Origin of the sequence: Gemmatimonas sp. (genome assembly GCF_021298855.1) — a bacterium.
GTDB lineage: Bacteria > Gemmatimonadota > Gemmatimonadetes > Gemmatimonadales > Gemmatimonadaceae > Gemmatimonas.
In genome coordinates this window covers 1-24633 of the sequence record NZ_JAJTHI010000009.1, presented here as the reverse complement: position 1 = coordinate 24633, position 24633 = coordinate 1, and the positions used below count along the sequence as shown (strand labels likewise).

Below are 24633 nucleotides of genomic sequence, written 5' to 3'. Positions count from 1 at the left end.
CCGTATCGGAACACGCCAGAAGAATCATTCATCTGGCGCAGCCGGTCAACCGGTGTCGAGAGTGTCCCGTTATCATTGAGCATGCTCCGCATGCGATCTCTCCGGCGCGCCCTCCTGCCCCTGGTGCTTGTCGCCAGCCCCGCGGCTGCCCAGCTCGGGTTCGGCAGCCGGCCCCCACAGGACAGCGTGCCGACCGCTGTGTCGCCCGCGTCGCCGCGAGCGGCGCTGCAGGCGTTTCTCCGCCACGCCAACGCCGCGGATTGGGACGGGGCCGCCGAGTTTCTGGCCGTGCCCACGGCGCAGCGCGAACGCGCGCCCCTGCTGGCGCGTCGGCTCAAGACGGTCATCGACCAGCGGCTGGCGCTGGATGCCAACACCCTGTCGCCGCTCGTCTCCGGCGATACGCTCGACGGTGACCTCACCGGTGACAAGGTGGCGGATCTGCTGGGGCCCACCGGTCGTGAAGAATCCCTGCGTCTCGTGCGGGTCGGGGGGCCGCCGGTGCGGTGGGTCTTTTCGCAGGCCACGGTGAATCACGTGGATGGATGGTTCGAGGCCCTGGGCAACCCGTGGGTGCGCGAACGGCTGCCAGCCACGCTCATGGGTGAAGGCCCTTTCAACGTCTACTGGTGGCAGTGGATCGGGCTCGGTCTGGCCATTCCCGTGCTGGTTCTGCTCGCCTGGGGGCTGGGCGCCCTGCTGCGCACTCTCCTGGGGCGCATTGCGCGGCGCACCGTGACCGATTGGGACGACGTCCTGCTCGAGAACCTGCGTGGCCCGTTCCGCCTGTGGGCGGCGGCGCTCGCGGGCGGGCCGGTCTTTGCGTTGCTCGAACTCAATCCGCGCGCGAACGCCTTCGTGGCGGCGCTCACGCGCGGGCTCGCGCTCATCGCGATCTTCTGGGCGCTGCTGCGGCTCATTCGCATTGCGCAAACCCGCCTGCAGAATGCGGCGTGGGAAACGGGACAGGGCGCTCAGGCCCGCACGCTGGTGCCGCTGCTCGGCAACTTCCTGCGTGTCACATTGGCGATCATTGCGCTGCTGGTGGCCCTGGCCCAGTTCGGGTACCCCGTGGGGACCCTGCTCGCCGGTCTCGGCATTGGCGGTATCGCCGTGGCACTCGCGGCGCAGAAAACGGTGGAGCATCTCTTCGGCAGCGTGAGCCTCGCCGCCGACAAGGCCTTTCGCGTGGGCGACTGGGTGCGCGCCGGCACCACCGAAGGCGAGGTGCAGCGGATTGGCCTGCGCAGCACGAGCTTCCGCACCATCGACCGCACCGTCGTGCGGGTGCCCAATGGTCGCCTCGCCGACGAACGCATCGAGACGTTCGGCGAGCGCGATCGCATTCTGCTGCGCACCGACATCGACCTCACCTACGACACCGCCCCCGAACAGATCCAGCGCATTCGCGACGCGCTGGAAGAGGCGTTGCGGGCGCATCCGAAGATCTGGCCCGATGCGGTGCGCGTGCACGTGGTGGCGTTCACCGATTCGGCCGTGCGCCTCAATGTCGTGAGCTGGTTCCAGACGACCGACTGGACTGAGTTCCTCCAGATTCGCCACGATATGCTGCTGCAGTTCATGCGCATCGTCGGGGAAGGCGGCGCGCACTTTGCCTTCCCGTCGCGCACGGTGTACCACGTCACGCAGCCGGGGCAGGGAACGCCGCCGGTGGACGGCTGACGGTGGTGCCGGTCTCCCTGTCGATCGCGATGGCGCGGTGGCAGGTGGACGTGCCCGTGGACGCGCCGCCGATTGTGGCGACCGAGCTGGCGGCCACGCTGCTGCAGGGCGCCATCACCACCGGGGTGGCTGTCCTCTGTGTGCATCTGTACGCCCGCTACCGTCGGCCGTGGTTCGGATGGTTCGCGGTGGCGTGGGGCGTGTACGTGGCACGGCTGTTGTGCATCCTCAGCTTCCTGCTGTCGGGCCAGCGGGTATGGCTCTACTGGCATCAGGTCACCACCGGCTGGACGGCGCTGGCCCTGCTGTGGGCGGCGCTGGTGTTTCTGCGCCAACCGCGTGCGCGCCCCGCATATCTGCTGCTGGCGCTCTTTCCGCTGCTCTGGTCGTACATCGCCATTTACGTGCTCGACCACTTCCTGTGGGCGGCGCTGCCGGCGGTGCTCTTCCTCAGTGGGGCCACGGCGTGGACCGGATGGGTGTTCTGGCGCCATCACCGCATCACGGGCTCCATGGGCGCGAAGCTGCTCGCCGTATCCTTCGCGCTCTGGGGGCTGCACCACCTCGACTACCCGTTCCTGCGTGCGCAGGGCGCCTGGACGCCCTGGGGGTACTACCTCGACATCAGCTTCGAGTTGCTGGTGGCCGCGGGGCTGGTGCTGCTCGTGCTCGACGATCTCGGGCGTGGGGTGCAGGCGCTGTCGGCGCTCTCGGGGGACTTGCAGCGGCGCACCAGCGACACGCAGCCACTCGACGTGCTGCTCTCGCGCCCCCTCGCGTTGCCCGGCGTGCGCGGCACCGCCATGTACATCTTCGATCCTGCTGCGCCGGACGCCGCACGCGTCGAGGCGGACGGTGAGGAGGAACAACCGGCAGACGCCCTCGACCGCGTGCTCGAGGCGGCGCGTGAGCCGCGCCCGCCGGTCATCGCTGCCGGCACGACCACGCTGCAGGGGCGCGTGCTGCGTGGCGCGGGGGTCTGCGAGAGCTGGGTGGGAAGCGACCTGCAGCCCGATGTGCGCGCCGCCCTGACGCGCATGCGCGTCTCGCGGCGCCCGCAGGTGGTGGCCGCGGCGGGAGAACAGCCGTTCGTGGCCGTGCTCCCCGTTGGCGCGGGCGCGCATCTGGTGGGCGCCCTCATCATGGCCGGCGACATTCGCAATCCGTTCACGGCCCTCGATGACGATTTCCTGCTCGCACTGGGGCAGCAGGTGGGCGCCGCGCTCGATCAGTGGTCACTCGACCGGCAGCTGGCCGATCGCACGCGCGCGCTCGAACAGCTCTCGGCGCGCATGCTGCGGCAGCACGAGGAAGAGCGACGACGTCTGTCGCGCGAACTGCACGACGAAACCGCCCAGGTGTTTTCGGCGGTGAAGATGCAGCTCGAGGCGCTGCGCGGGGCGCTGACCAGCGAGGCGGCGCCGCGACTCGACCGGCTGCTCGCCCTCGTCGACACCGGCATTGCCAGCATCCGGCAGGTCACGAGCGACCTGCGCCCCACGCTCCTCGATGATCTGGGGTTGCGTCCGGCGCTCCACTCGCTCGTCACCGACTTCACCGAGCGCAGCGGCGTGCGCGCCACCTTCTCGGCGCCAGCCACACTGCCGGTGCTCTCGGGGGACGCCGACCTCGCGCTCTTTCGCGGGCTGCAGGAGTCGCTGTCGAACGTGGTGCGGCACGCCGATGCCACCCTGGTGGAGGTGGCCGTGCAGGTGGGCGCCGAGCGCCTCACGCTCACCGTGACCGACAATGGCCGGGGGTTCCCCACATTGCGCGGCGGGCGCCTGCGTGACACCGACCACCGCATGGGGCTCACCGGCATGCGCGAACGCCTGCTCGCCGCCGGCGGCAAACTGCACATCGCCAACCGCGCGCCGGGGGCCGAGGTGCTGATCCATGTTCCCCTGTCGACCGCCGCCATCCGGAGCCGCTGAGATGACGACCCCCACGCCCGCCCGCATCCGCGTGCTCATTGCCGACGACCACGCGCTCGTGCGCGAGGGGCTGCGCTACGTGCTCGATGCCGATCCGCTCATCGAGGTGGTGGCCGAAGCCTCCAACGGGCGCGTGGCCGTGGAGCTCGCCCTCGAACATCGGCCCGATGTGGTGGTGCTCGACATCACCATGCCCGAGGAAACCGGGCTCAAGGCCGCCGCGCGCGTCCGTGAGCTGCTCCCGGCGGCGAAGGTGTTGCTGCTCAGCATGCACGATCAGGGGGAGTACGTGCGCGAGGGGGTGCGCATTGGGACGCACGGGTACCTGCTCAAGGACTCGGCCGGCGAAGAGTTGCGGGCGGCCATTCGCGCGGTACACGCCGGCGGGACCTTCTTCAGTCCCGCCGTGGTGCGCCGTCTGGCGGTGGCGGAGGCGGTGCCGGAGCACAGCCCGGCACTGCAACTCGAACTGCTCACGCCGCGAGAACGCGCGGTGTTGGGCGGCGTGGCGCGCGGCCTGACCAACAAGGCCATTGCCGCCGAACTGGGCATCAGCCGACGCACGGTCGAGGCGCATCGTGAGAGCCTCATGCGCAAGCTGCAGATTCACTCGGTCGCGGGGTTGACCCGCTTCGCGCTGGAAGCGGGGATCGTGGAGGCGGGCTGATGCGGGCCGGGCACGGGTGGTGAAGACCCCCGCACGGTCGGGCAACACCACGGCCCACCGACGGCCGCCGTGGCCTGCGGTCCGCAGGTCAGGCACCGGTCGTGTGTTGTCGGCCAAGGAACGCGGGGCGACCGCCGGTGTCCGAACGTGGTCCCTCCACATAGGTTCCCTCGTGTGAATCCTGCCCTCACCCTCCCGGCAGGACGGTTCCCCGCGGCGTGGCGCACGCGGCTCGTGCGCGCTCTGCCGTTCGTGCTGCTGGCGCTGCTGCCGGCCTGTCGCGGTTACCGTCCCCCCAGCACGCCGCTTCCCCAGCCCATCCCGGCCACCCCGCAACCGGTGGCGGGGGAGACGGCGGTACCGACGCCCCTCACCCCGGCACGGACCATGGGGACGGACCCGGCGACGCCGGACGATGTGGTCCGGGCGGCCATCGCCGTGTTCGGCGACTCGTCGGCGGTGGTGGCGGGGGACGCGGACGCCGGCGCGGGCGCGGTTGGCGCAGGGCCCGTGTGGGACATCGACGTGCGGGCCTACGAAACGCACGACCGGGTGGAGCATTACGTGGAGCTGTTCAGCAGCAAGGCCAAGGAGCGCTTTGCCGCCCGGCTTTCCCGGGGCACCCGCTACGAGCCCATGATCCGCTCCAAGTTGCGGGCGAGCGGTATGCCGGAGGATCTCACCTACCTGGCGCTCATTGAAAGCGGGTACGACCCGCACGCATACTCGCGGGCGGCGGCGGTGGGGATGTGGCAGTTCATGAGCAGCACCGCGCGCGACGTGGGCATGCGGGTGGACTGGTGGATGGACGAGCGCCGCGACCCGGCGCGCTCCACCGATGGGGCGATCCGTTTCCTTGGCGTGCTGCAGAGGCAATTCGGCTCACTGTACCTCGCCGCCGCCGCCTACAACGGCGGCCCGGGGCGGGTGTCCCGCGGCTTGACCCGATTTGCCGAGGAGCTCGAGGGGGCGGAGGGCGAGGATCGGTTCTTTGCGCTGGCCGAGCAGGACTATCTGCGCGCCGAGACCAAGAACTACGTGCCGCAGCTCATCGCGGCCGCTCTGGTCGCGAAGATGCCGGCGCGGTACGGGCTGCGCATCGACTCGTTGCCGGCCTACGCCTATGACTCGGTGCGCACTGCGGCGGGTACCAGCCTGGCCGCGGTGTCGCAGTATGGCGGCGTGGCCGACGGCGTGCTGCGGGAGCTCAATCCGGCGCTGCTGCGCGGCATTACTCCGCCGGACGCGGAGGTGTGGCTGCGTGTTCCTGCCGGCCGCGGTGAGGCGTTGCGGGCAACCTTGGACAGCGTGCCCGTGGACGCGTTGCGCGGCTATCGCACCGCCAAGGTCACGGAGGCCATGACGCCGGCGGCGTTCGCGGGCCGCCACGGTGTGTCGCTCAAGCAGCTGCGCTGGTTCAATCCGTCCTGGCGGACGGCGCGCAAGGGGCGGCTCGTGGCGGGGCAGACGCTGCGGGTGCCGCAGGAGCAGGTGCTGGCCGACGCCCGGGACATCCCCGATCCGTCACTCGAGAAGTATGGTGGCAGCGGCGGAACGCGCGCGCTCACGGCGCGTGGCGTACATGTGGTGCGTCGCGGGGAAACGCTGGGGGGGATTGCCCGGCGCTACGGGCTGCGGGAATCGCAGCTCAAGGCCATGAACGGGCTTCGTGGCTCGCGCATTCTGGCGGGGCAGACGCTGCAGGTGCGGAAATCCACAACGGCGGGGTCTTCGCGCCGCACGGCGAAAGCGGCCAAGGCGAAATCACAGAAGTCCACGGTGAAGAAGTCTGGGGGAAAGGCCAAGGCGGCAAAGAAGAAGGCGACCCCCAAGCCAAAGCGGGTCGCCTCATCCACGTCCAAAAAGAAGCAGTAGGGGGCTAGTCCAGCGTGCCGCGGCCGCGGTAGCCCTTGGTCACAATTGTTTCGTAGCCGTTCGCGGGGCTCTTCCCCATGGCGAGCGCACGGCCCACCGCCACCGGGCCGCGATTGTACACCAGCAGGGCGAGCTTGAGGTCGCCCTTGTACTCGCGAATGAGGCCACGCAGGTAGCGGAACCCGATGCGCAGGTTCACGTCGGCGGTGAGCAGCTGCTCGCGCGTCACGTTGGGTTCGAACACGCGCGCGGTCGAGGGCATGAGCTGGGTGAGTCCCAGGGCGCCGGCGGGGCTTTCGGCCTTCGGGTCGAACACACTCTCCACCCGCACAAGGCGGAAGCCAAGCTCCGGCTCGATGCCCGCGGCGATGGCGGCGTCGTAGATGCGGCGCGCGAGATCGGGCTTGATGCGGTACTGCGCGCTGTAGTTATAGATGTGGTGCCAGCGATTGAGCGACTCGTGCCGCTCCTTGAGGCGCGGGTCGGTGCCGAAGGCAAAGGCCGGCGCCGCCGCGGTCTTCTCGCGCTTGAGGATTTCGCCCGGGCGCCGCCAGATGGGCTGGGCCGCCAAGGGGGCCGGGCGCAGCAGCGACATGCTGCCGGGAGCCGAAGCGGGGGGCGCGGCCGGCGCGCTGGTGGAGGTGGTCGCCACGCTGTCGGCGGGCGCCCCCTCACGATTGAGCAGCAGCACACCGGTGAATGCCGCGGCCGAGGCCACGATGGCCTGACGGATCCGGCGCTGCGCCCGTCGCCGCAGGAGGCGTTCGCGACGTACCAGCGCTTCCTGCTGTGGAGCGGTCACTGCTGTATCTGCAAGATCGTGCATGGGTCCTCTGTCTCATCGGGTCATTCACGGACTCCCGGTGAAGTCCCCCTTCGTGCCGCCGCGCTTTTCGCGCAGCACGATGTTGGAAATCACCATCGTCCGGTCGACCGCCTTGGCCATGTCGTAGATCGTGAGTAACGCCACGGACACGGCGGTCAACGCTTCCATCTCCACCCCAGTCTGGGCGGTGGTTCTGACAAAACCCTCCACCTGGCAGCCAGGCAGAGATGCATCGAGGTTAATCCGAACCTCCACCCCCGACAACGGCAGCGGGTGGCAGAGGGGGACGAGCTCTGCTGTCCGCTTCGCTGCCTGAATTCCGGCCACCCGTGCCACGGGGATGACGTCGCCTTTCTTCAACCCATTGTCCCGTATGAGGTTGAACGTTTCCGGCTGCATCGTGATGGACCCGCTGGCGCGCGCTGACCGTACGGAAATCGGCTTGTCGCCCACGTCCACCATCTGAAAATTTCCTGCCCGATCCACGTGCGAAAACTCGCGCGCGAGCTCCGGATGTGGGGCGGCAGGGGCGGGAGGCGGCACGTCGTTGGAGTGGGTCATGGAGGCGTTCAGGGTACGAGCGCGCGGTGCATCGCCTGCAGGAGCGAGGCGGTCAGCAGGTTGGGACTCACGTTGTGTTGCACCTTCGTCTTGGTTGCTTCCACGAGTGTCATGACGCTCGCGGTGCGTCGCGCGTCGCTCTCGTGGCCTGCTTTCACGAGCTGCTGCACCCGCGCGTGCAGCACATGCGTGAGGGCGTCGAGCGTGTCGCTGTAGCTGCCGCGCGCACCGGCCATACCCTGCTTCGCCGCGGCCTTGATGCGCACCACCGTTCCGTCGGGCGTACGCGGCGCGAGCGCCGCCTCCAGCAGGACGCGCGCGTTGGCAAAGGCGGCGGCCGTCCCGTCACCGGCGAAGAGCACCCCCGGCGCTCCCCCGGCGCGCGCCAGCAATTCCTCGTGTGGCGCGCGGGACAGCTGGCGCGCCACGGCCGCATCGGCCAGGAACGCCTCCATGTCAGCGCGCGGCAACGTGGGGACACGCACCGACACGACGCGCGACTTGATGGTCGGGAGTAGCGCGCCCGGTTCACTGGTGGTCAGGATGAGCGTGACCCCCGGGGGCGGTTCCTCGAGCAGCTTGAGAAAGGCGTTGGCCGATTGGTCGGCGCCTTCCTGCGTGACCATGCGTTCGGCATCCCCCACCACGAATACGACCCCCTTCGCCATCGCCGGCCGGTTGGCGGCCATACGGATGAGGGCGCGCATGACCGCCACATACAGGCCTTCCGTGCCTGGCGGCGGCGCGTAGAGGCCGTCGGCGGCCAGCCGTTCGGCAATGGCCTCGCCCAGGTCGGCCTTCACGTCCTCGACGTCGGGATCCTTGTCCTTGAACCGCGGCCGCGGAAAGAACCAGTGCAGATCGGGGTGTACGCCGCGTTCGGCATACCGGCAGTGCTGGCAATTGCCGCACGGGTCGGGGAGCCGCTCGGTCGTGGCGCGTTCGCACAGCAGGTACTGCCCCAGCCACAGCGCCAGCCGCTGCTTGCCCACGCCACGCAGCCCCTGAAACAGGAGGCTGGCCGGTAACCGGCCGTCGCCCGCGGCGGCACGCAACCGGGCGCGAACGGCGTGGTGGCCGTAGAGGGGACGGAAGGGCATCTTTCAACATAATGCGCTCCCTTCTGCTCGTCGGCCTGTTGGCCCCGGCCATGCTCTCGGCCCAGGTGCGGGCCCGTACCGTTGGTCTGGCACCGGGGATCTTCGCTCCCGGGCCGTTCAACGCCATCACCGATGTCGCCGGCGTGCGTGTGGGGCACGCCACGGTATCCGAGGGGGATTCGCTGCGCACGGGGGTCACGGCCATTGTGCCCCATGGCGGCGATCTCTATCGGGAGCGGGTGCCGGCGGCACTTCATGTGGGCAACGGCTTCGGCAAGCTGCTGGGGGTGACGCAGCTCCGGGAGCTTGGCGAAGTCGAGACGCCCATTCTCCTCACCTGCACGCTGTGCATCTGGCCGGCAGGCGATGCCCTCGCCCAGTGGATGCTGCAGAAGCCGGAGAATGCGTCGGTCCGCTCCATCAATCCCATCGTGGGCGAAACAAACGACGGGCAGCTGAACGCCACCCGTTGGCGGGGCGGGATTGGCCGCGCCGTCGTGCAGGCGCTGGAGTCGGCGAACACGGGAACCGTCGCCGAAGGCAGTGTCGGTGCGGGGCACGGCACCGTGATGTTCGGCTGGAAGGGAGGAATCGGCACCGCCTCGCGCGTGTTGCCGGCATCGCTGGGTGGTCACACGGTGGGGGTGCTGGTCCAGGGGAACTACGGCGGCGTGCTGCAGATGGCGGGGGTACCCATTGGGCCACTGCTTGGCCGGTACGCCTTTCAGCGCGACGTGGCCCCCTTGCGCCCGGGTGGCGCGGGCGGGCCGGGCGACGCCCACGCGGAACGGGGCGACGGGTCGTGCATGATCGTCATCGCCACCGATGCGCCGCTGCTGGCGCGCAATCTCGAGCGACTCGGGGCGCGCGCCATCATGGGCCTCGCGCGGACCGGCTCGAGCGCCTCCAACGGCTCGGGCGACTATGTGCTGGCCTTTTCCACCAGCCCGCGTGTGCGGCGCAATCCCGATGCGGCGCTGTCCACCAACGACGAACTGGGGAATGACGCCATGTCGGCGCTCTTCCAGGCGGTCACCGAGGCCACCGAGGAGGCGCTCTACAACGCCCTGCTCATGGCCACGCCGGTGTCGAGCCGCGCCGGTACGGTGCGTCCGTTGCCGGTGGATTCGGTGCGCACCCTGCTGCGAGCACGCGGCATCGGACGCTGATGCCCCCGCGGGCCAACCGCCTGCACGGTGCGGTCGGCCCTCCGGCCGGCTCGGTGTCCCTTACCCGCCGGCACCAGCCAGGACATCCGACAGCACGGCCCCCGCAGTCGCCAACCCGCCGGCGCCGGCCCCCTCGAACACCAGTGCGCCCGCCGAGTCGCTCTCCACAACAATGCGGTTGCGGGGACCGGCGACCTGCGCCCACGGGTCCGTGCCATGGACACGCGTGGGGAGAATGCGCGCCACCTGCGCTCCCTCCTCGCGGGCCACGGTCGCCAGCAGCTTGACCCGGTCGCCTTCGGCGGCCACCCGTGCAGCCCACGCCGCCGACTCCGCATCGATGCCGCGGCGCGTGACCGACAGTGAGTCAGGGGGAACACCAAAGGCGAGCCACGCCAGAATGCGCAGCTTGTCCTCGGCGTCCTGCCCGTTGAGATCGCGCGTGGGATCGGCCTCGGCGTACCCCAACTGCTGGGCGGCGGCCACGGCCTCGGCCAGCGACTCGCCCCGGGCCACGCGTTCGAGCACGTAGTTGCTGGTGCCGTTGAGGATGCCACTGACCCGGGTAATGCCCACACCGGCCGCCCCCGCACGCACACAGCGCACGACCGGGACGGCCCCGCACACGGCGCCTTCGAAATCGAGCCGAGTGTTGCCGATCGCGGCGAGCGCCTGCAACGCGGCCCCCCGCTCGCCAAGTAGCGCCTTGTTGGCGGTCACCACCCGCACGCCGCGCGCGAGCGCCGTTTCCACCAGGGTACGCGCGGTGGTGGTCCCGCCAATGACTTCCACCAGGACATCGATGTCGTCGTCGAGCAGCGCACCGACGTCGGCGGTGAGTGCGGTCGTGGCAGCGAGGCCGGCGTGAACCGCGCGTGCAAAGGCCGGGCGCGCGAGTGCGGCATGGCGCACCAGCACGCGCTGCACCTGCACGTCGGGCCCGGGCGCTGCCGCCAGCCGCCGCTGGGTGAGCAGGTCGAGCAGACTGCCGCCGACATGCCCGCACCCGGCAAGGGCGATGCGCAATGGCGCAGATGGAGCACGGCTCATGGCTGCGCTCCCCACGCCACATCGTGTTCGCGCGCGCGGGCACCGGTGAGCGCGCCATGGATGATGCGCGCCACGCGCTCCACCTCGAGCAGGAACGCGTCGTGGCCGTGGACCGACGGCAGATCGAGGTAGCGCGCGCCGCACGCGTCCGCCCATTCGCGCACGGCATGGTCGGGGTACAGCTGATCGCCCGGAATGCCCACGCCAATGAGGCGATCGGCCACCGGCGCCAGCGCGGCCGCCACGCCCCCCCGTCCGCGCCCCACATCGTGTCCATCCATGGCGTCGAGCAGCGCGCCATAGCTGGCGGCATCGAAGCGCTCCACGAGACGGTCGCCGTGCGCGTCGAGCCACGCGTTGACCTGAAATGCGCCCCGTTCATCCTTCGTGCGCCCGAACCGGCGTTCGAGTGCTTCGGGGGTCCGATAGCTGAGCATGCCGATCATGCGGGCAAGCGCCAGCCCCTCGCGTGCACCCCCCAGTTCCATGGCGCGGCGCATGAGCGCATTCCACGCCAGCCCCTGGGCCGTCTGCACGGCCGGCGCTGCCAGGCACACCGCACTGCGCACGCGATGCGGGAAGCTGGCGGCAAACTCCAGTGTGACCATCCCGCCCAGCGACCCGCCGCACACCAGCAGCGGGGCTTCCACGTCGAGGGCGTCGAGCAGGCGGGCCAGCAGTGCCGCCTGATCACGCGTGCTGATGGGCGGCAGTGCATCGGGGGCATCGCGGCGCGGTCCCGTTGTCCCGTCGCACCCGCCGAGCAGGTTGGCGCAGAGGACGGCGTGTTTTGTGGGGTCGATGGCGGCACCCTCCCCAATGACCCCCTTCCACCATGTGCTGGCCTGCACGGTGCCGGTGAGCGCATGCACGACCAGCACCACGTTGTCGCGCGCGGCATTGATCGTGCCCTCCAGCTGGTACCGCACGCGCACGTGGGGAACGACGTCCCCGCCTTCGAGCGCGACGTGCTGCCATGCGATGGTGTCGTCCACCACCGGCGGCGTGTCTGCCGAACCCCGAGCCGTCACGCCGCGCTCTCCGCGTGCTGCGGGCCGGCCGTGGCGGTGCGCACGCTTTCGGTGCCGATGGCCGCGGCGAGCGCCCGATCGAGATCGGCAATGAGGTCGTCGGCGTCCTCGAGCCCGATGGACAGCCGCACGAGGTCGGCCGTGACACCCGCCGCCTGACGCTCCGACTCGGAGAGCTGCTCGTGCGTGGTGGTCCACGGATGGATCACGAGGCTCTTGGCGTCGCCCACATTGGCCAGCAGGGAGAAGAGCGTGGTGCCCTCGATGAAGCGTCGCGCCCCAGCTTCTCCGCCGCGTACGCCAAAGGTGAGCACGCCGCCGAAACCTGCGCGGAGCTGGCGCGCCGCGTTGGCGTGGGTGGGGTGTGAGGGGAGCCCGGGATAGCGCACCCACGAGACGGCTGGATGCGATTCGAGGAACCGCGCCACCTTGAGTGCGTTCGCGCTGTGCTGCCGGATGCGCAGCGGGAGCGTCTCCAGTCCCTGGAGAAAGAGAAAGGAGTTGAACGGCGAGAGCGCCGCCCCGATGTCGCGCAGCAGCAGCACCCGCAGACGGATGGCATAGGCGATGTTGGCGCCACCCACATTGCCGAACGCCTCGGCGAAACGCAGGCCGTGATACGCCGGCTCGGGATCGCTGTAGAACCTGCGGAAGCGTGCCGTGCCGCCCCAGTCGAAACGACCGCCATCGACGATAACGCCACCAATGCTCGTGCCGTGGCCGCCAATCCACTTGGTGGCACTGTGCAGCACGATGTCGGCCCCGTGGGCAAGCGGCTTCACCAGCACGGGCGCAAAGGTGTTGTCCACCACGAGCGGCAGGTTGAACTCGTGCGCCAGCCTGGCGAGCGCCTCGAGATCGGGCACATCGAGTGCCGGGTTGCCCACCGTCTCCACGTACAGGGCGCGCGTCTGCTCATCAATGGCTGCCGCGACCGCCTTGAGATCGTGGATGTTCACGAAGCGGGTGCGGATGCCGAGGCGGGGCAGGGTGTTGGCGAAGAGCGAGACGGTGCCTCCGTACAGCGACTGCGAGGCCACGATGTTGTCGCCGGCTTCGGCGAGGTTGAGAATGGCCAGCGTTTGCGCCGCCTGGCCACTCGCCACGCCAACGGCGGCCACCCCGCCTTCGAGTGCGGCCATGCGCTGCTCGAACACATCGGTGGTGGGGTTCATGATACGGGTGTAGATGTTGCCGAAGGCCTTCAGGCCGAAGAGATCGGCGGCGTGTTCGGGGCTGTCGAACACGAACGAACTCGTGGCGTAGATGGGTACGGCACGGGCGCCCGTGGCACGGTCAGCGGTTTCCTGGCCGGCGTGCAGCGCTATGGTGTCGGCGGCAAGCGGGCGGGCAACGGATGCATCGGACATCGTAGGCACTCTCCCAGGGAGTAGTGCCGCCAGACAACACGACGCGCCCGGACGGAGGGCCGCCGGGCGCACTCGCTGTTTTAGCTCCTTGTTTAGCGTGGCGGCAATCGGCGGCAAATCACCACGGCACCGGGATGGTGCGGTCTTCGGTTGTGTCGTGCGTGGCGACTTTCGCGCCGGAGCTGCCGGAAACGCCGACGGCCCTCGCCGATTCGCATCGTCGAGGGCCGTCAGGACCGCGACTTAGACGGATGGTCAGCACCGCTGGTGCTGAGTGCGCGGCCCGTCAAATCGGGAAAATCGCCGCGTACACCTGTAGTATCGACAGACTGGAGCGCGAAATCAAGTCGCGACGCCGCGGGCACCCGCCTACGTCCCTCCGCTCACGACCCGAAACGTATCCCGCGCAATCAGCAGTTCCTCGTCGGTGGGCACGACCCACGCCTCCAGCGTCGAGCCCTCCACCGAGAAGCGGCCTTCCTTGCCTCCCACCAGTGCACCGTTGGCCTGCGCGTCGACGTGCAGCCCCGCCCACTCGAGACCGGCGCAGATGCGCGCCCGGATCTCGGCGCTGTTCTCGCCAATGCCGCCCGCAAATACGACCGCATCGGCGCCGCCAAGTGCCGCGAGATAGGCCCCGATGTACTTGCGCGCCCGGTAGCAGAAGATCTCGATGGCGAGTCGCGCCCGACGATCCTGCAACTCGTTGGCTTCCGCCAGCAGGTCGCGCATGTCGTTGGTGAGTCCGGAGATTCCCAGCAGCCCCGACTGGCTGTTGAGCATCGCTTCCACTTGTGACAGCGAGAGCCCTTCCTTCGCGGCAATGAAGTCCAGCAGCGCCGCGTCGAGATCTCCCGATCGCGTGCCCATCACGAGCCCCTCGAGCGGCGTGAAGCCCATGCTGGTATCGATGGACACGCCGCCCTGAATGGCGCACGCCGAGCAACCGTTGCCGAGGTGCAGCGTGATGATGCGGACATCGGCGCGTGCGCGGGCCGTGAGCTTGCGGTAGCGGTAGGCGATGGAGCGGTGCGACGTGCCGTGGAAGCCGTAGCGGCGAATCCGGTGCCGCCGGTACAGGGGGTAGGGAATGGCGTACAGGTACGCCTGTTCCGGGAGCGTGTGATGGAACGCGGTATCGAAGACCGCCACCTGCGGCACGCCGGCGCCAAGCGCCGTTCGCGCGGCTTCAATGCCGCGCAGGTTGTGCGGATTGTGCAGGGGGGCCAGTTCGACGTTGTCCTCGATCCCCTGCAGAACCGCATCGTCTATGAGCACACTGCGGCGGAACTGCTCGCCACCGTGCACCACGCGATGCCCCACCGCGTGAATGTCGGCCCGCGCCGCGAGACCGGTGCCGCTCTCGGGCGAGGTGACGTGCCCCACCAGCCAGTCGACAGCTGCCCGCATGTCGCGCAGCGCGGCCGTTTGCCGGCGCGATGTGCCGTCGGCGTGGCGCACGGTGATGACTGATTCGCCGCCAATGCGTTCGATCTGGCCGCGCAACAGCTTGGTGTCATCGTCGTTCGCCATGCGCTCTGCATCGGTGACCACCACCTGGAACTTGACGGTCGCCGAGCCGACGTTGAGCACCAGAATGTTCATGCCGTCAGAACGGCTTGTAGAGCGCCATGTACACCGCCACGCCCGCCAGCAGGGGCAGCAGGAAAATGAAGGGCCGGGCGAGCGCCGGCTTGCGATACGGCAGCAGCACGATGGCGCTGAGCACGAGCCAGACGATGATCTTCACCCAGAGCCAGCCGGGGAAGTTGCTGCCGTGCTGAAAGCCGATGCGCGCCAGCATGCCGAAGCCACCAACCAGGATGAGCAGGGCACCGATGCCGTGCATGCTGCTCATGAGGCCGCGCGTCTTGCTCTCGGCCTTGGTGCCGCCGTTGGCGGCGTGGGTGGCAACGCCACCGATCGCCAGGAACAGCATGGCGATACCGATGATGTGCAGGATCTCGTAGAAGTCGCGTGGAAACATGTGCAGTTAACCGGGGGGAAGAGCCGAGGGTTCCGTCCGAAGGGGGAAGTCAGGAGGTCACGTGGGCAAGCACCGGCTCGTGCACATCGAAGCTGGCCACCGTACCCGGTGACAGCCGACGATAGCTCTCCAGCACGCGACCCAGCGCATCCTGCGCATCGGTGCCGATCGCCGAGAGATGGCCCATCTTGCGGCCGGCGCGGGCCCCGGCTTTTCCGTACAGGTGGAGGCGCGTCCCGGGAATGGCGAGCGCGTGCGAGGTATTGGGCGCCGTGTCCTGCAGCCACACGTCACCCAGCAGGTTGGCAATCGCGGACGGCGCGAAGACATCGGTGGCGCCAAGCGGCAGGTCACAGATGGCGCGCACGAGCTGCTCGAACTGGCTCGTGGCCACGCCCCGTTCGCTGTGGTGATACGTATTGTGCGGACGTGGGGCGAGCTCATTCACCAGCAGTTCGCCCGCGGTGGTCACGAAGCATTCCACCGCCAGCAGGCCCACGATCCCGATGCGCTCGGCCACGGCTTTCGCGAGCGACTGGGCGCGCACGGTCATGGCGTCGCTGATCACCGCCGGGACCACCGCCCAGGTGAGCACCCCGCTCGTGTGGTGGTTGCGCGACGGCGGGTACACCGCCACCGCGCCGCTCGGCGAGCGGGCCACCAGGACCGAAATCTCGTAGTGGATGTCCACCATCTGCTCCACGAGGCACGCGCGGGCGCCGAGCGCGTCCCAGGCATCCGCGCCCTGGGCCGCCTCGCGCAGGCGCACCTGGCCACGCCCGTCGTACCCCCCGTGCGTACTCTTCGCGATGCACGGGCCGAAGGTGCTCACGGCATCGGCAATGTCGCTGGCCCGAGTGGCAGCCACGAAGCGCCCCAGCGGAAACCCCTGCGCCGCCAGCCACTGCTTCTGGCGAATGCGATCCTGAATGATGTAGACCGGCTCGCGTCCCGGGCGCAGGGCGCAGCGTGCGGCCACGGCATCGAGCACGTCGGGATGGATCTGCTCGATTTCCAGCGTCACCACGTCGCACTCGGAGGCGAGGGAAATGGCCGCCTCCACATCGTCGTAGGTGGCCGTGATGGTGCGCGACGCCACCGGGCGCGTGGCACAGGCCGCTTCGGGGTCGAGTACCTGGATGTCGTAGCCCATCGAGCGCGCGGCAAACGCCGTCATGCGCCCCAGCTGTCCTCCGCCCAGGAAGCCGATGGTGGCGCCGGGAAGGATGGGCGACGGTGCGGCGGTGGCGGTCACGTGGCGGCGGGGCGAATGGCGTGCGGGGCGTCCAGCGGACGGGCAAGCGCTTCCGCGGCCTTGGCCGCGCGACGGTCGGCCAGACGCGTCAGGAGCGCCTCGTCGTGCGCGGCGAGCAGCTGCGCGGCGAACAGGGCGGCGTTGGCCGCCCCCGGCTTGCCCACCGCGAACGTGGCCACCGGCACGCCGGCCGGCATCTGCACGATGCTCAGCAGGGCGTCCATGCCGTTGAGCGGGGTCGCCACGACCGGCACGCCCAGCACGGGCACCAGCGTCTTCGCCGCCAGCATGCCGGGGAGATGCGCGGCGCCCCCTGCACCAGCAATGATGGCCCGCAGTCCGCGTGCTCCGGCCTGCTCAGCGTACTCGAAGAGCCAGTCGGGCGTACGATGCGCCGACACCACGCGCGCCTCGTACGGAATGCCTAGTTCGGCCAGAATGTCGCAGGCCGGCGCGAGCGTGTCGAAGTCGCTCGCGCTGCCCATGACCACACCGACGAGCGGTGTGGGAGCAGCAGGGGTCACGCGGTCTCCGGAGTGAGGGGACGGGGGAAAAGTACCCTCACCCGGAAGGGGGCCGCCCCGCGCCTATTTGCCCCCGGGCGCCACGATGGGCCGGGTGCTGCCGCTCCATTCCTGGAAGGAGCCGTCGTACATGCGCGCGTCCCGCTGCAGCAGCGTGGCCACGAACCAGAGCAGCGTGGCCTGTTGGCCGATATGGCAGTAGGTGATGACCGGCTTGCTGCGGTCTACCTGCTGTGCCATGAACAACGCCTCCAACTCGGCGCGCGGTCGGAAGAAGCCGTTCACACTGACGCTGGAGATGGGGATGTTCACGGCCGTGGGAATGTGGCCCGGACGCGGGTAGCCGCCGCCGTCCCCGTTGTAGAAGCGGGTGAGCCGCGCGTCCACGATGTGCCGTGACTTGTCCTGCGTGGCCGTTTCCACCTGGCCGACGAGGGCGATGAGTTCGGGGCGCACGCGTGGCGTGAAGGTCACGCTGGGGGCCGCAGCCGGGGCGGACGAGCTCACTGCCCGCTGCTCCCCCTTCCACGCCTGAAAGCCGCCGTCCATGAGCGAGGTGCGGTCACCGGCACCCAGGTACGAGAGCGTGAAGAACACGCGCGTGGCGCTCTGCAGGTTGACGTCGTGCGGCACCACGATCACCCGCGTGCCGTCACCAATGCCGTTGCGCACGGCCCAGGCGGTGAGCTGCTCGGTGCCGGCCATCTGCAGCGTGAGGCTCCCCGGCTGCTGCGGCAGGGCAATGTCGTCGAGCGACACGTGCCGGCTGCCCGCCACGTGGCTGCTGTCGTACTGCGCCTTGGTGCCCACATGCAGGATCACGAGATCGCGATCGGCGGCGTGCTCCGCCACCCAGGCCGTGCTGACCAGCATGGGAGCGGCGTTGGCGCCACGCGCATTGGGCGGCGTCGTGCGGCCGGACGTCGCGGAGGCGGGCGCGCTCGCCCGGCACGCGAGCGCCGTCAGCACCGTGGCGGCCATGGCGGCGCGGGTGAGGCGCCGAGCGAAGAGGGACGTCATGAGTCGGGGGTCAGGGGACGAGGACCGGGCGCCCGCGCATGTCGCGGACATCTACAGGGGCGATCTTGGTGGCCTTGAGTGCCGGCTCGATGCTGGCGCGATCACCGGCAATCACGATCCGCAACTTCGTGGGATCGAGGTACCGCGCGGCCACGCGTTGCACATCGGCCGCCGTGACGCGCGCGATGCCGGCGTCGAAGGCGCCCAGCGTCGACAGCGGCAAACCGGTGGGCACGAGACCGGCCACCTGCGAGGCGATGTCGCTGGTGCTCTCGAACCCGTCGGCGTACCCGAGGCGAAGATACCGCTTCACCTTCGCCAGCTCGTCGGCGGGCATGGGCGTCCGCATGCCGCGGAGCTCCTTCATGAATTCGATGAGGGCCGAGTCGGTCTTGGCCGACACCACTTCGGCCCGGGCCGTGAACGGTCCGGCTTCGCGCCGCATGCTGAACGACGAGCCGGCACCGTAGGTATAGCCCTTCACCTCGCGCAGCGTGTTGTTCAGCCGCGAGGTGAAGGAACCGCCGAGCGCCGTGTTCATGACCATGAGCGGGTAGTAGTCGGCGGTGCGGCGTGGCACCCCGATGGTCCCGATACGGAAGCTGGATTGCGCCGCCTTGGGCTTGTCCACGATGTGAATGCTCGTGGACGAGGGCGCCTGCGCCCTGGCGTACGTGACCGGCGGCACCGTGCCACGCTCCCAGCCCCCAAACGCCGCCGTGGCCAGCGCCTGCGCTTCGTTCACCGACAGGTCGCCCACCAGCACGAGCGTCGCGTTGTTGGGGCGATAGTAGGTGCGCCAGAACTGCTTCACCTCGTCGAGTCCCATGGGCTCCACGCTTTCACGGGTGCCGTTCACGCTTCGGCCGTAGGGGTGGGCTTCGCCGAACACGAGCGCCGAGAAGGCGCGATCGGCCATGGCCGGCCCGCGATCCTGCTCCTGCAGCAGGGCCGTCAGCCGCTCGCTCTTGAGGCGGGTGAACTCCTTCTCGGGGAACGTGGGACGCAGCACCACGTCGGCCATCAGGGCCATGGCGCTGTCGAGCGTGGTGCGGGTACTGTGGAGCGACACCGTGCTCTGTTCGAGTGCCGCGAAGGTGCCCAGGCGCACCGCGAGGAAGCCGATTTCCTCGGCCAGCGCGAGCGCATCGCGCGATCCGGCCCCCTCGTCGAGCATGTTGGCGGTCAGGGTGGCCAGCCCGGCCTTGCCGGCCGGATCGGCTTCAGTGCCCGTGCGAATGACGAGTTGTGCGTCCACCACCGGGAGTTCGTGCTGCTCCACGATGACCAGCCGGAGCCCGTTCGGCAGGGTGCGCTCCACCATGGTGGGCAACTGGAGTGCCTTGGGTGCCGCGAGCCTGGGCGGCGTGGTGCTGGCCGGTAGCGCCGCGCCCTGGGCGTGGAGCAGGGGCGTGCCACCAAGGAGCGACAGGGCCACCAGTGAGAACAGTCGGGAGCGCATCACTTGATCCCTCCCAGCGTGGCCGTGGTCAACGCCAGGGCGGTCTTCCCTTCGGGCACGATGCTCAGCACCACCCGAGGGGTGCCGGCGAGATACGTGCGCGCGGCCCGCTGGACCGCCGCCGGGGTCAGCGCCTCGTACCTGGCCAGGTCCTGCGCCAGGAAATCCGGCGTCCCCGTGAAGTAGTTGTAGTAACTCAGGCGGAAGGCCTTGCTGGCCACGTTTGCCAGCCCGTCGAGGGTGTTGGCGCGTACCCCGTTCTTCACGCGTGTGAGTTCGCGGTCGGTCACGCCACCGGCAATGAGCGCGTTCAGCACACTCGTGATCTCGGCGTCCACCTCCGTGGGCGCCACCCCGGGCCTGGCGGTCACGACCAACTGGATGAACCCGTCGAGCTTCTGCGACGCATTGGACATGCGCACGTCCTGCGCGAGCTGCTTCTCGTACACCAACGTACGGTACAGGCGCGAACTCTTGCCGCTGGCCAGGATCTCCGCAAGCGCATCGAGCGCCGCGTCATCGGCACTGAAGGCCTTGACGCCGTGCCAGGTGTAGTAGACCCGCGGAAGCTGCACACGATCCTCGAGCACCAGTACCGAGTCGCGCGTCAGCGTCACCGCCGGCGCGACGGGGCGCGTGATGCTGGCCGTACCGCGGGGGATGGGGCCGAAGTACTTGGCCACCCACGCCTTGGCGGAATCCGGGTCGAAGTCGCCGGCGATGGTGATGGTCGCGTTGTCCGGGGCGTAATACTGCCGGAAGAACGCCTTCACATCGTCGAGCGCAGCGGCACTGAGGTCGTCCATGCTGCCGATCACGTCCCACGAATACGGATGCCCCTTGGGGAAGAGCACGGGAAGAATCGTTTCGTCGGCCTTGCCGTATGGCGCATTGTCCACCCCCTGACGCCGCTCGTTCTTCACCACGTCGCGCTGCAGGTCCAGCTTGGCCTGATCCATGGTTGGCAGCAGCCAGCCCATGCGATCGGCGTCAAGCCAGAGCATGAGCGGCAGGGCATTCGACGGTCCCGTCTCGTAATAGTTGGTGCGGTCGAAATTGGTGGAACCGTTGTTGCTGGCCCCGGCGGCTTCGAGCCATTCGTCGAACTTGCCCACGGGCACGTTCTGCGACCCCATGAACATCACGTGTTCGAACAGGTGCGCGAAGCCGGTGCGCCCCGGCTTTTCGTCGCCCGACCCCACCTTGTAGAACCCCTCCACGGCCACGATGGGCACCGAGCGATCCACGTGCAGAATGACTTCGAGCCCGTTGGGGAGGGTGTACTTCTGGTGGGGAATGGTTGGCGCCTTTTGGGCGCGGGCGGCCAGTCCCGGCACGGCCAGCAGCAGGGCGAACGCCAGCGGTGCAATGCCGCGGTGGTATCGCGGGGGCAGTCGAAGCATGAGGGCAGTCGGGGGAATTCCGGAGATCGCGGGTAGCGGTGGAAATGTACCCCGGTCTATTTCTACGGGTACTCTCACCGTACGCGCCGAGGAGCGCCTGCCGCATGACGACGTCCACCCCCCGTGTTGCCGGACTCACCGTGTATCCGCTCAAGTCAGCCGCCGGGATCGCGGTGGAGCAGATGCCGCTCGATGACCGCGGCGCCGTGGGGGATCGTCGATGGCTGCTCGTGGATGGGGGAGGGCAGGCCATAACGGCGCGCGAGTGTCACGCGCTGCTGCATATCACCCCGCGTTTCGCCACCGCCGATCGCCACGGCGCGCTGGTGCTGGACGCGCCGCGCCACACGACCTTCACGGCGCCGGTGCCCGGGGCCGACGCCATGGCGCGGCCGGTGTTCGTGTGGGATGATGCCACACTGGCGCTCGACGCCGGCGATGACGCCGCCGACTGGTGCAGCGACGTGATCGGGCGTGCCTGTCGTCTGGTGCATCTCGACGACGACGCGTCGCGGCCGCTCAAGCGCAAGTATGCCGGCCCGCTGCCCCACGAGGCCCGGCGCGTGGCCTTCACCGATGGGGCGCCGCTGCTCGTTTTGGGGCTGCCGAGCGTGGACGCGCTCAACCTGCGGCTCCTCGAGACCGGATCCTCGGCGCCCCTCGATCGGCGACGCTTTCGCGCCAACGTGTGGTTGAGTCACCTCGAACCGCACGAGGAAGATCGCTGGACCCGCGTGACCGTGGGCGACGTGACGCTGGGCATGGGCTCGCTCTGTACCCGCTGTGTCCTCACCACGGTGGACCCCGACTCGCTCGCACAGGGGGGCGAGCCGTTGCGCGCGTTCGCCGACTATCGGCGCACCGACGATGGCGTCGTGTTCGGCGTGAACGCCACGCACGCCGGTCCGGGGACACTCGCGGTAGGCGACGCCGTCACCGTGCTCGAGACCCGGTGACCCGTCGCCACAGGCGCGACCACATACGGCGCAGTACAGCGGTGCCCAGCTGCGCCGTGGTAGCACCGGTGTAGATCCAAACGAAAAACGGCCCGCGCTCTGGAGGCGGGCCGTCTTCGTACGTCGTGAATTTTCAACAGCTCCCGGGGAGGGACTCGAACCCCCGACAGGGTGATTAACAGATATCAGCACCCGGCTTTCCGGGTACTTCCTTCCCTTCAGTGAAGGGTCCGTAAACCGTTGTCTGTGTGCTAGTTCTGGCACATTTCTCGTTCTGGCGCTTTCACGGCATTTTGGCCACATTCGGGGCTCGGTGTAGATCCGGTGTAGATCCGGTGTAGATCCGCAGTCGAACCTCCGATGAGGAAATTCCGTCATCATGCGCACCCAATCGCAGTCGCCCGGACCTGCACAAGTCACTACACCGGGTGCTAAACCGGTCACTGTCGCCCCCGGGCGCCGCGGGGGGCGGGGTCTGACAGCAACGCAGGTGGCCGCTCTTAAGCCGCCTGCAAAAGGCCGGCGCTATGTCACGGTAGGCGGGGTCACCGGTCTGGAACTCATGCTGACCGCGGCCGGAGCGCGCACCTGGATTCTGCAGTACCGTCGACCGGGTGAGGGGCGCCGTGGGGCGCCGATGCGCTACACCATGGGGGATGCGCGCGGGCTGTCCCTAGCCGGCGCGCGGCGCGAAGCGGAGCGCCTTCGGGGTGCGATCGTCCGGGGAGGAGATCCGGCCTCAGGGCGCCGGGAATCTCTTCGGCAAGACCGGGAAGTGCCGCGAATGCGCGATCAAGTCGAAGACTGGCTCAAAGACCACGTCACGACCAAGAAGAAGCCGCAGACGCTACGGCAGTACCGCCGGCTCTGGGAGACCCACGCGCGCCCGGCCTTGGGGATGACGAAGGTCCCTGAAGTCACGTTCTCGCAGGTCGATGCCCTCCACCGGAAGCTGCACACCACCCCCACCACGGCAAACCGCCTGGTGGCGATTCTGGGAAGCTTTTTCAGCTGGTGTGAAGTCCACGGCGTGATTCCGCGGCTGAGCAACCCGGCGCGCGGGGTTGAGCGTTTCCCGGAGGAAGAGCGCGAGCGCTACCTCACCCCGGACGAAATTCAGCGGTTCGGGGAGGCGCTACGCCTCGCGGAGACTGTGGGGCTCCCGCCGGCCGACCGCCTGAAAGTGAAGGGCAAGAAGACCAAGCACCGGCCGAAGAGCGCCGATCAGCCGGTGAAGGCCGATCCGTTCGCCGTTGGGGCGCTCCGCTTCGCGCTGCTCTCGGGGTGGCGAATCGGGGAGGTCTGCGCCCTCCGGTGGGACGCTATCGACAAGGCGAAGGCTGTCGCCATACTCGGGGACACGAAGACCGGGCGCGCCGTGCGGCCGATCGGTGCGGCGGCGCTTTTGCTCCTAGAGGAGCTGCCGCGCGTGGACGGCTCGCCTTTCGTCTTTCCCTCGTCACGCCGCGGGTTCGGCGCCAAGCGCACGGCGACCGTCGAGACGGATCGGCCGATCGGTGTCCCGCGGCGGCTGTGGGAGGCGGTACGCACACACGCCAAGCTGGAGGGCGTTCGCATCCATGATCTACGGCACAGCTTCGGCGCGACGGCCGCAGACGCCGGGCATTCCCTCATTCTCATCGCATCCCTGCTCGGTCATACACAGACCCGCACCAGCGAACGATACGCCAAGGCGCGACGGGATGTGCGCCAGGAGGCGGCTGACGAAGTCGCGAAGGAGCTCTCCGCTCTCCTGCAACCCGGGAAACAGGCCGCACGCTAGCTCCCCACCACCCCGCGTTTCGAGTTCGGACGCGCGCGCGAGAGACGCCGCAGACTTTCGACGACCGGATCCTTTTCGTGGGCCACGGAGAACGCCTGAAGGACTGCCTCGGCGCTCGGCAAAAGGACCTCGTAGGCCGTCCGGGAGCGCTTGAACCACACACCAGGTTCCTGCGAGTACTTGTCGTCCACGTCGGGGATCCCTCGGAGTAGATCTTCTCCGAGACGGAGAAGCGCTCCGATTGCTTGCTCTCTGAGGGGCCGGTCTCGTGTCTGAGTCGCGAGGAAGTAGCTCAGGTCCTCGAGGTAGTTCATTGCCTGCAGGCTCCGAACCTCCCTGTCCGCGTCGGCAACGAATTGCTTCCGTGTCGACCGGAACCGTTCGAGGACGCGCGCGGTTACCGTCTGCAAGAGCCACTGCGCGTCGATGCGGAGGTCAACGTGTGCGCTTGCGACCGGCAGGCCCTCTTCGCGCGCCACCGCCTCGACCACGTACCGTGAAAGGTCGACCTCGAGACTCTCCTGGCTCCGAGAAATCGTCGGGGACTCCGGGCCTAGTCCGCGGCAGAGCCAGTCGAGCGTCACCCCCATGGAGTCGCTGAGCTTCAAGAGCTGCTCGAAGCCGGGGAGCGATTTGCCGTTCTTCCAATCGTTCACGGTCTGCAGGGACAGACCACACTGACGCGCCAGGCGTTCTTGAGAGCCGGCACGTGCGATAAGTACCTGCAGCTGCGCGCGGAACGCGCGGCCGCTTTCCCCCCCGCGTCCGGCGTTCGGTCCTCCCCTCCTACTCTTGCGCGCACGAACGGCCGGAGAGGGGCCCACGTGAGACGGCGCCGGCGGCTTGGCTTTCGCCATGGTATCCAGACTCCCGGAGTAAAGATTCCGGAAATCTACTATCTCTCTACGTAGCCGGAAGCCCCGAGCCTTCCTACCGTACCTCCTGAGCAAGCCTCAGAAACGCTAGACCCCTTACAG

21 protein-coding genes and 1 riboswitch are annotated in these 24633 nt (G+C 68.9%); of the genes, 7 read left to right on the top strand and 14 right to left on the bottom strand.

Annotated features, from left to right (window positions below; all coding sequences use genetic code 11):
• Positions 1 to 90: 90 nt before the first annotated feature.
• The 4 genes from LW840_RS03885 (at position 91) to LW840_RS03870 (ending at position 6159) form a co-directional block, all read left to right on the top strand.
• Positions 91 to 1683 (top strand): mechanosensitive ion channel family protein, encoded by a 1593-nt coding sequence (locus LW840_RS03885; protein WP_291267390.1) that lies wholly within the window; start codon positions 91 to 93, stop codon positions 1681 to 1683.
• A 2-nt stretch (positions 1684 to 1685) separates the two neighbouring features.
• Complete coding sequence (locus LW840_RS03880; RefSeq protein WP_291276444.1) at positions 1686 to 3617, top strand: sensor histidine kinase; 1932 nt, start codon at positions 1686 to 1688, stop codon at positions 3615 to 3617.
• Between the two features lies 1 nt (position 3618).
• Positions 3619 to 4284 (top strand): response regulator transcription factor, encoded by a 666-nt coding sequence (locus LW840_RS03875; RefSeq protein ID WP_291267392.1) that lies wholly within the window; start codon positions 3619 to 3621, stop codon positions 4282 to 4284.
• Between the two features lie 174 nt (positions 4285 to 4458).
• The gene (locus LW840_RS03870; protein WP_291276443.1) at positions 4459 to 6159 is read left to right on the top strand and encodes a lytic transglycosylase domain-containing protein; all 1701 of its coding nucleotides are present in this window, start codon (positions 4459 to 4461) and stop codon (positions 6157 to 6159) included.
• Positions 6160 to 6163: 4 nt separating this feature from the next.
• On the opposite strand, the gene LW840_RS03865 is transcribed toward LW840_RS03870, so the two are convergent.
• The 3 genes from LW840_RS03865 to LW840_RS03855 are packed head-to-tail and all read right to left on the bottom strand — an operon-like array spanning position 6164 to position 8646.
• A complete protein-coding gene (locus tag LW840_RS03865) occupies positions 6164 to 6961 on the bottom strand; it encodes a transglycosylase SLT domain-containing protein (RefSeq protein ID WP_291261846.1) in 798 nt (265 codons plus the stop codon).
• Between the two features lie 48 nt (positions 6962 to 7009).
• Positions 7010 to 7546, bottom strand: coding sequence for a cyclic pyranopterin monophosphate synthase MoaC (moaC, locus tag LW840_RS03860; RefSeq protein ID WP_291261847.1), 537 nt, complete (start codon positions 7544 to 7546; stop codon positions 7010 to 7012).
• 8 nt (positions 7547 to 7554) lie between these two features.
• Positions 7555 to 8646, bottom strand: a complete 1092-nt coding sequence (locus LW840_RS03855) for a hypothetical protein (protein WP_291276442.1) — start codon at positions 8644 to 8646, stop codon at positions 7555 to 7557.
• An 11-nt stretch (positions 8647 to 8657) separates the two neighbouring features.
• Here LW840_RS03855 and LW840_RS03850 point away from each other — a divergent pair, with 11 nt between their 5' ends.
• Positions 8658 to 9815, top strand: a complete 1158-nt coding sequence (locus LW840_RS03850; RefSeq protein WP_291276441.1) for a P1 family peptidase — start codon at positions 8658 to 8660, stop codon at positions 9813 to 9815.
• 60 nt (positions 9816 to 9875) lie between these two features.
• Here the strand turns inward: LW840_RS03850 and LW840_RS03845 are convergent, their stop codons facing one another.
• The 10 genes from LW840_RS03845 to LW840_RS03800 form a co-directional block, all read right to left on the bottom strand.
• Positions 9876 to 10865 (bottom strand): homoserine dehydrogenase, encoded by a 990-nt coding sequence (locus LW840_RS03845; RefSeq protein ID WP_291276440.1) that lies wholly within the window; start codon positions 10863 to 10865, stop codon positions 9876 to 9878.
• On the bottom strand, positions 10862 to 11896 hold the full coding sequence (locus tag LW840_RS03840; RefSeq protein WP_291276439.1) for an alpha/beta fold hydrolase: 1035 nt from the start codon (positions 11894 to 11896) through the stop codon (positions 10862 to 10864). The genes LW840_RS03845 and LW840_RS03840 overlap by 4 nt, the downstream gene beginning before the upstream one ends.
• Positions 11893 to 13266: an O-acetylhomoserine aminocarboxypropyltransferase/cysteine synthase family protein gene (locus LW840_RS03835; RefSeq protein ID WP_291276438.1), complete on the bottom strand. Its 1374-nt coding sequence runs from the start codon at positions 13264 to 13266 to the stop codon at positions 11893 to 11895. The genes LW840_RS03840 and LW840_RS03835 overlap by 4 nt, the downstream gene beginning before the upstream one ends.
• 59 nt (positions 13267 to 13325) lie before the next feature.
• Positions 13326 to 13401: riboswitch (SAM riboswitch) on the bottom strand.
• A 234-nt stretch (positions 13402 to 13635) separates the two neighbouring features.
• Positions 13636 to 14871: an acetate kinase gene (locus LW840_RS03830; protein WP_291276437.1), complete on the bottom strand. Its 1236-nt coding sequence runs from the start codon at positions 14869 to 14871 to the stop codon at positions 13636 to 13638.
• A 4-nt stretch (positions 14872 to 14875) separates the two neighbouring features.
• Positions 14876 to 15253 carry a hypothetical protein gene (locus LW840_RS03825; RefSeq protein ID WP_291261854.1) on the bottom strand — a complete coding sequence of 126 codons (378 nt, stop codon included), beginning with the start codon at positions 15251 to 15253 and terminating at the stop codon, positions 14876 to 14878.
• A 49-nt stretch (positions 15254 to 15302) separates the two neighbouring features.
• Positions 15303 to 16508, bottom strand: a complete 1206-nt coding sequence (gene purK, locus LW840_RS03820) for a 5-(carboxyamino)imidazole ribonucleotide synthase (RefSeq protein ID WP_291261855.1) — start codon at positions 16506 to 16508, stop codon at positions 15303 to 15305.
• Complete coding sequence (gene purE, locus LW840_RS03815) at positions 16505 to 16993, bottom strand: 5-(carboxyamino)imidazole ribonucleotide mutase (protein WP_291261864.1); 489 nt, start codon at positions 16991 to 16993, stop codon at positions 16505 to 16507. Before purE ends, purK begins: the two co-directional genes overlap by 4 nt.
• 102 nt (positions 16994 to 17095) lie before the next feature.
• The gene (locus tag LW840_RS03810; protein WP_291261856.1) at positions 17096 to 18052 is read right to left on the bottom strand and encodes a rhodanese-like domain-containing protein; all 957 of its coding nucleotides are present in this window, start codon (positions 18050 to 18052) and stop codon (positions 17096 to 17098) included.
• A gap of 10 nt (positions 18053 to 18062) precedes the next feature.
• On the bottom strand, positions 18063 to 19514 hold the full coding sequence (locus LW840_RS03805; protein ID WP_291276436.1) for a pitrilysin family protein: 1452 nt from the start codon (positions 19512 to 19514) through the stop codon (positions 18063 to 18065).
• Positions 19514 to 20917: a pitrilysin family protein gene (locus tag LW840_RS03800; RefSeq protein WP_291261858.1), complete on the bottom strand. Its 1404-nt coding sequence runs from the start codon at positions 20915 to 20917 to the stop codon at positions 19514 to 19516. The genes LW840_RS03805 and LW840_RS03800 overlap by 1 nt, the downstream gene beginning before the upstream one ends.
• A gap of 104 nt (positions 20918 to 21021) precedes the next feature.
• On the opposite strand from LW840_RS03800, the gene LW840_RS03795 reads away from it, so the two are divergent.
• Together LW840_RS03795 and LW840_RS03790 are read left to right on the top strand one after the other, a co-directional pair.
• Positions 21022 to 21873 (top strand): MOSC N-terminal beta barrel domain-containing protein, encoded by an 852-nt coding sequence (locus tag LW840_RS03795; protein WP_291261859.1) that lies wholly within the window; start codon positions 21022 to 21024, stop codon positions 21871 to 21873.
• A 784-nt stretch (positions 21874 to 22657) separates the two neighbouring features.
• Positions 22658 to 23656: a site-specific integrase gene (locus LW840_RS03790; RefSeq protein ID WP_291276435.1), complete on the top strand. Its 999-nt coding sequence runs from the start codon at positions 22658 to 22660 to the stop codon at positions 23654 to 23656.
• On the opposite strand, the gene LW840_RS03785 is transcribed toward LW840_RS03790, so the two are convergent.
• On the bottom strand, positions 23653 to 24513 hold the full coding sequence (locus tag LW840_RS03785; protein ID WP_291276434.1) for a helix-turn-helix domain-containing protein: 861 nt from the start codon (positions 24511 to 24513) through the stop codon (positions 23653 to 23655). The two genes, LW840_RS03790 and LW840_RS03785, sit on opposite strands and share 4 nt — an antisense overlap.
• Positions 24514 to 24633 lie beyond the last annotated feature (120 nt).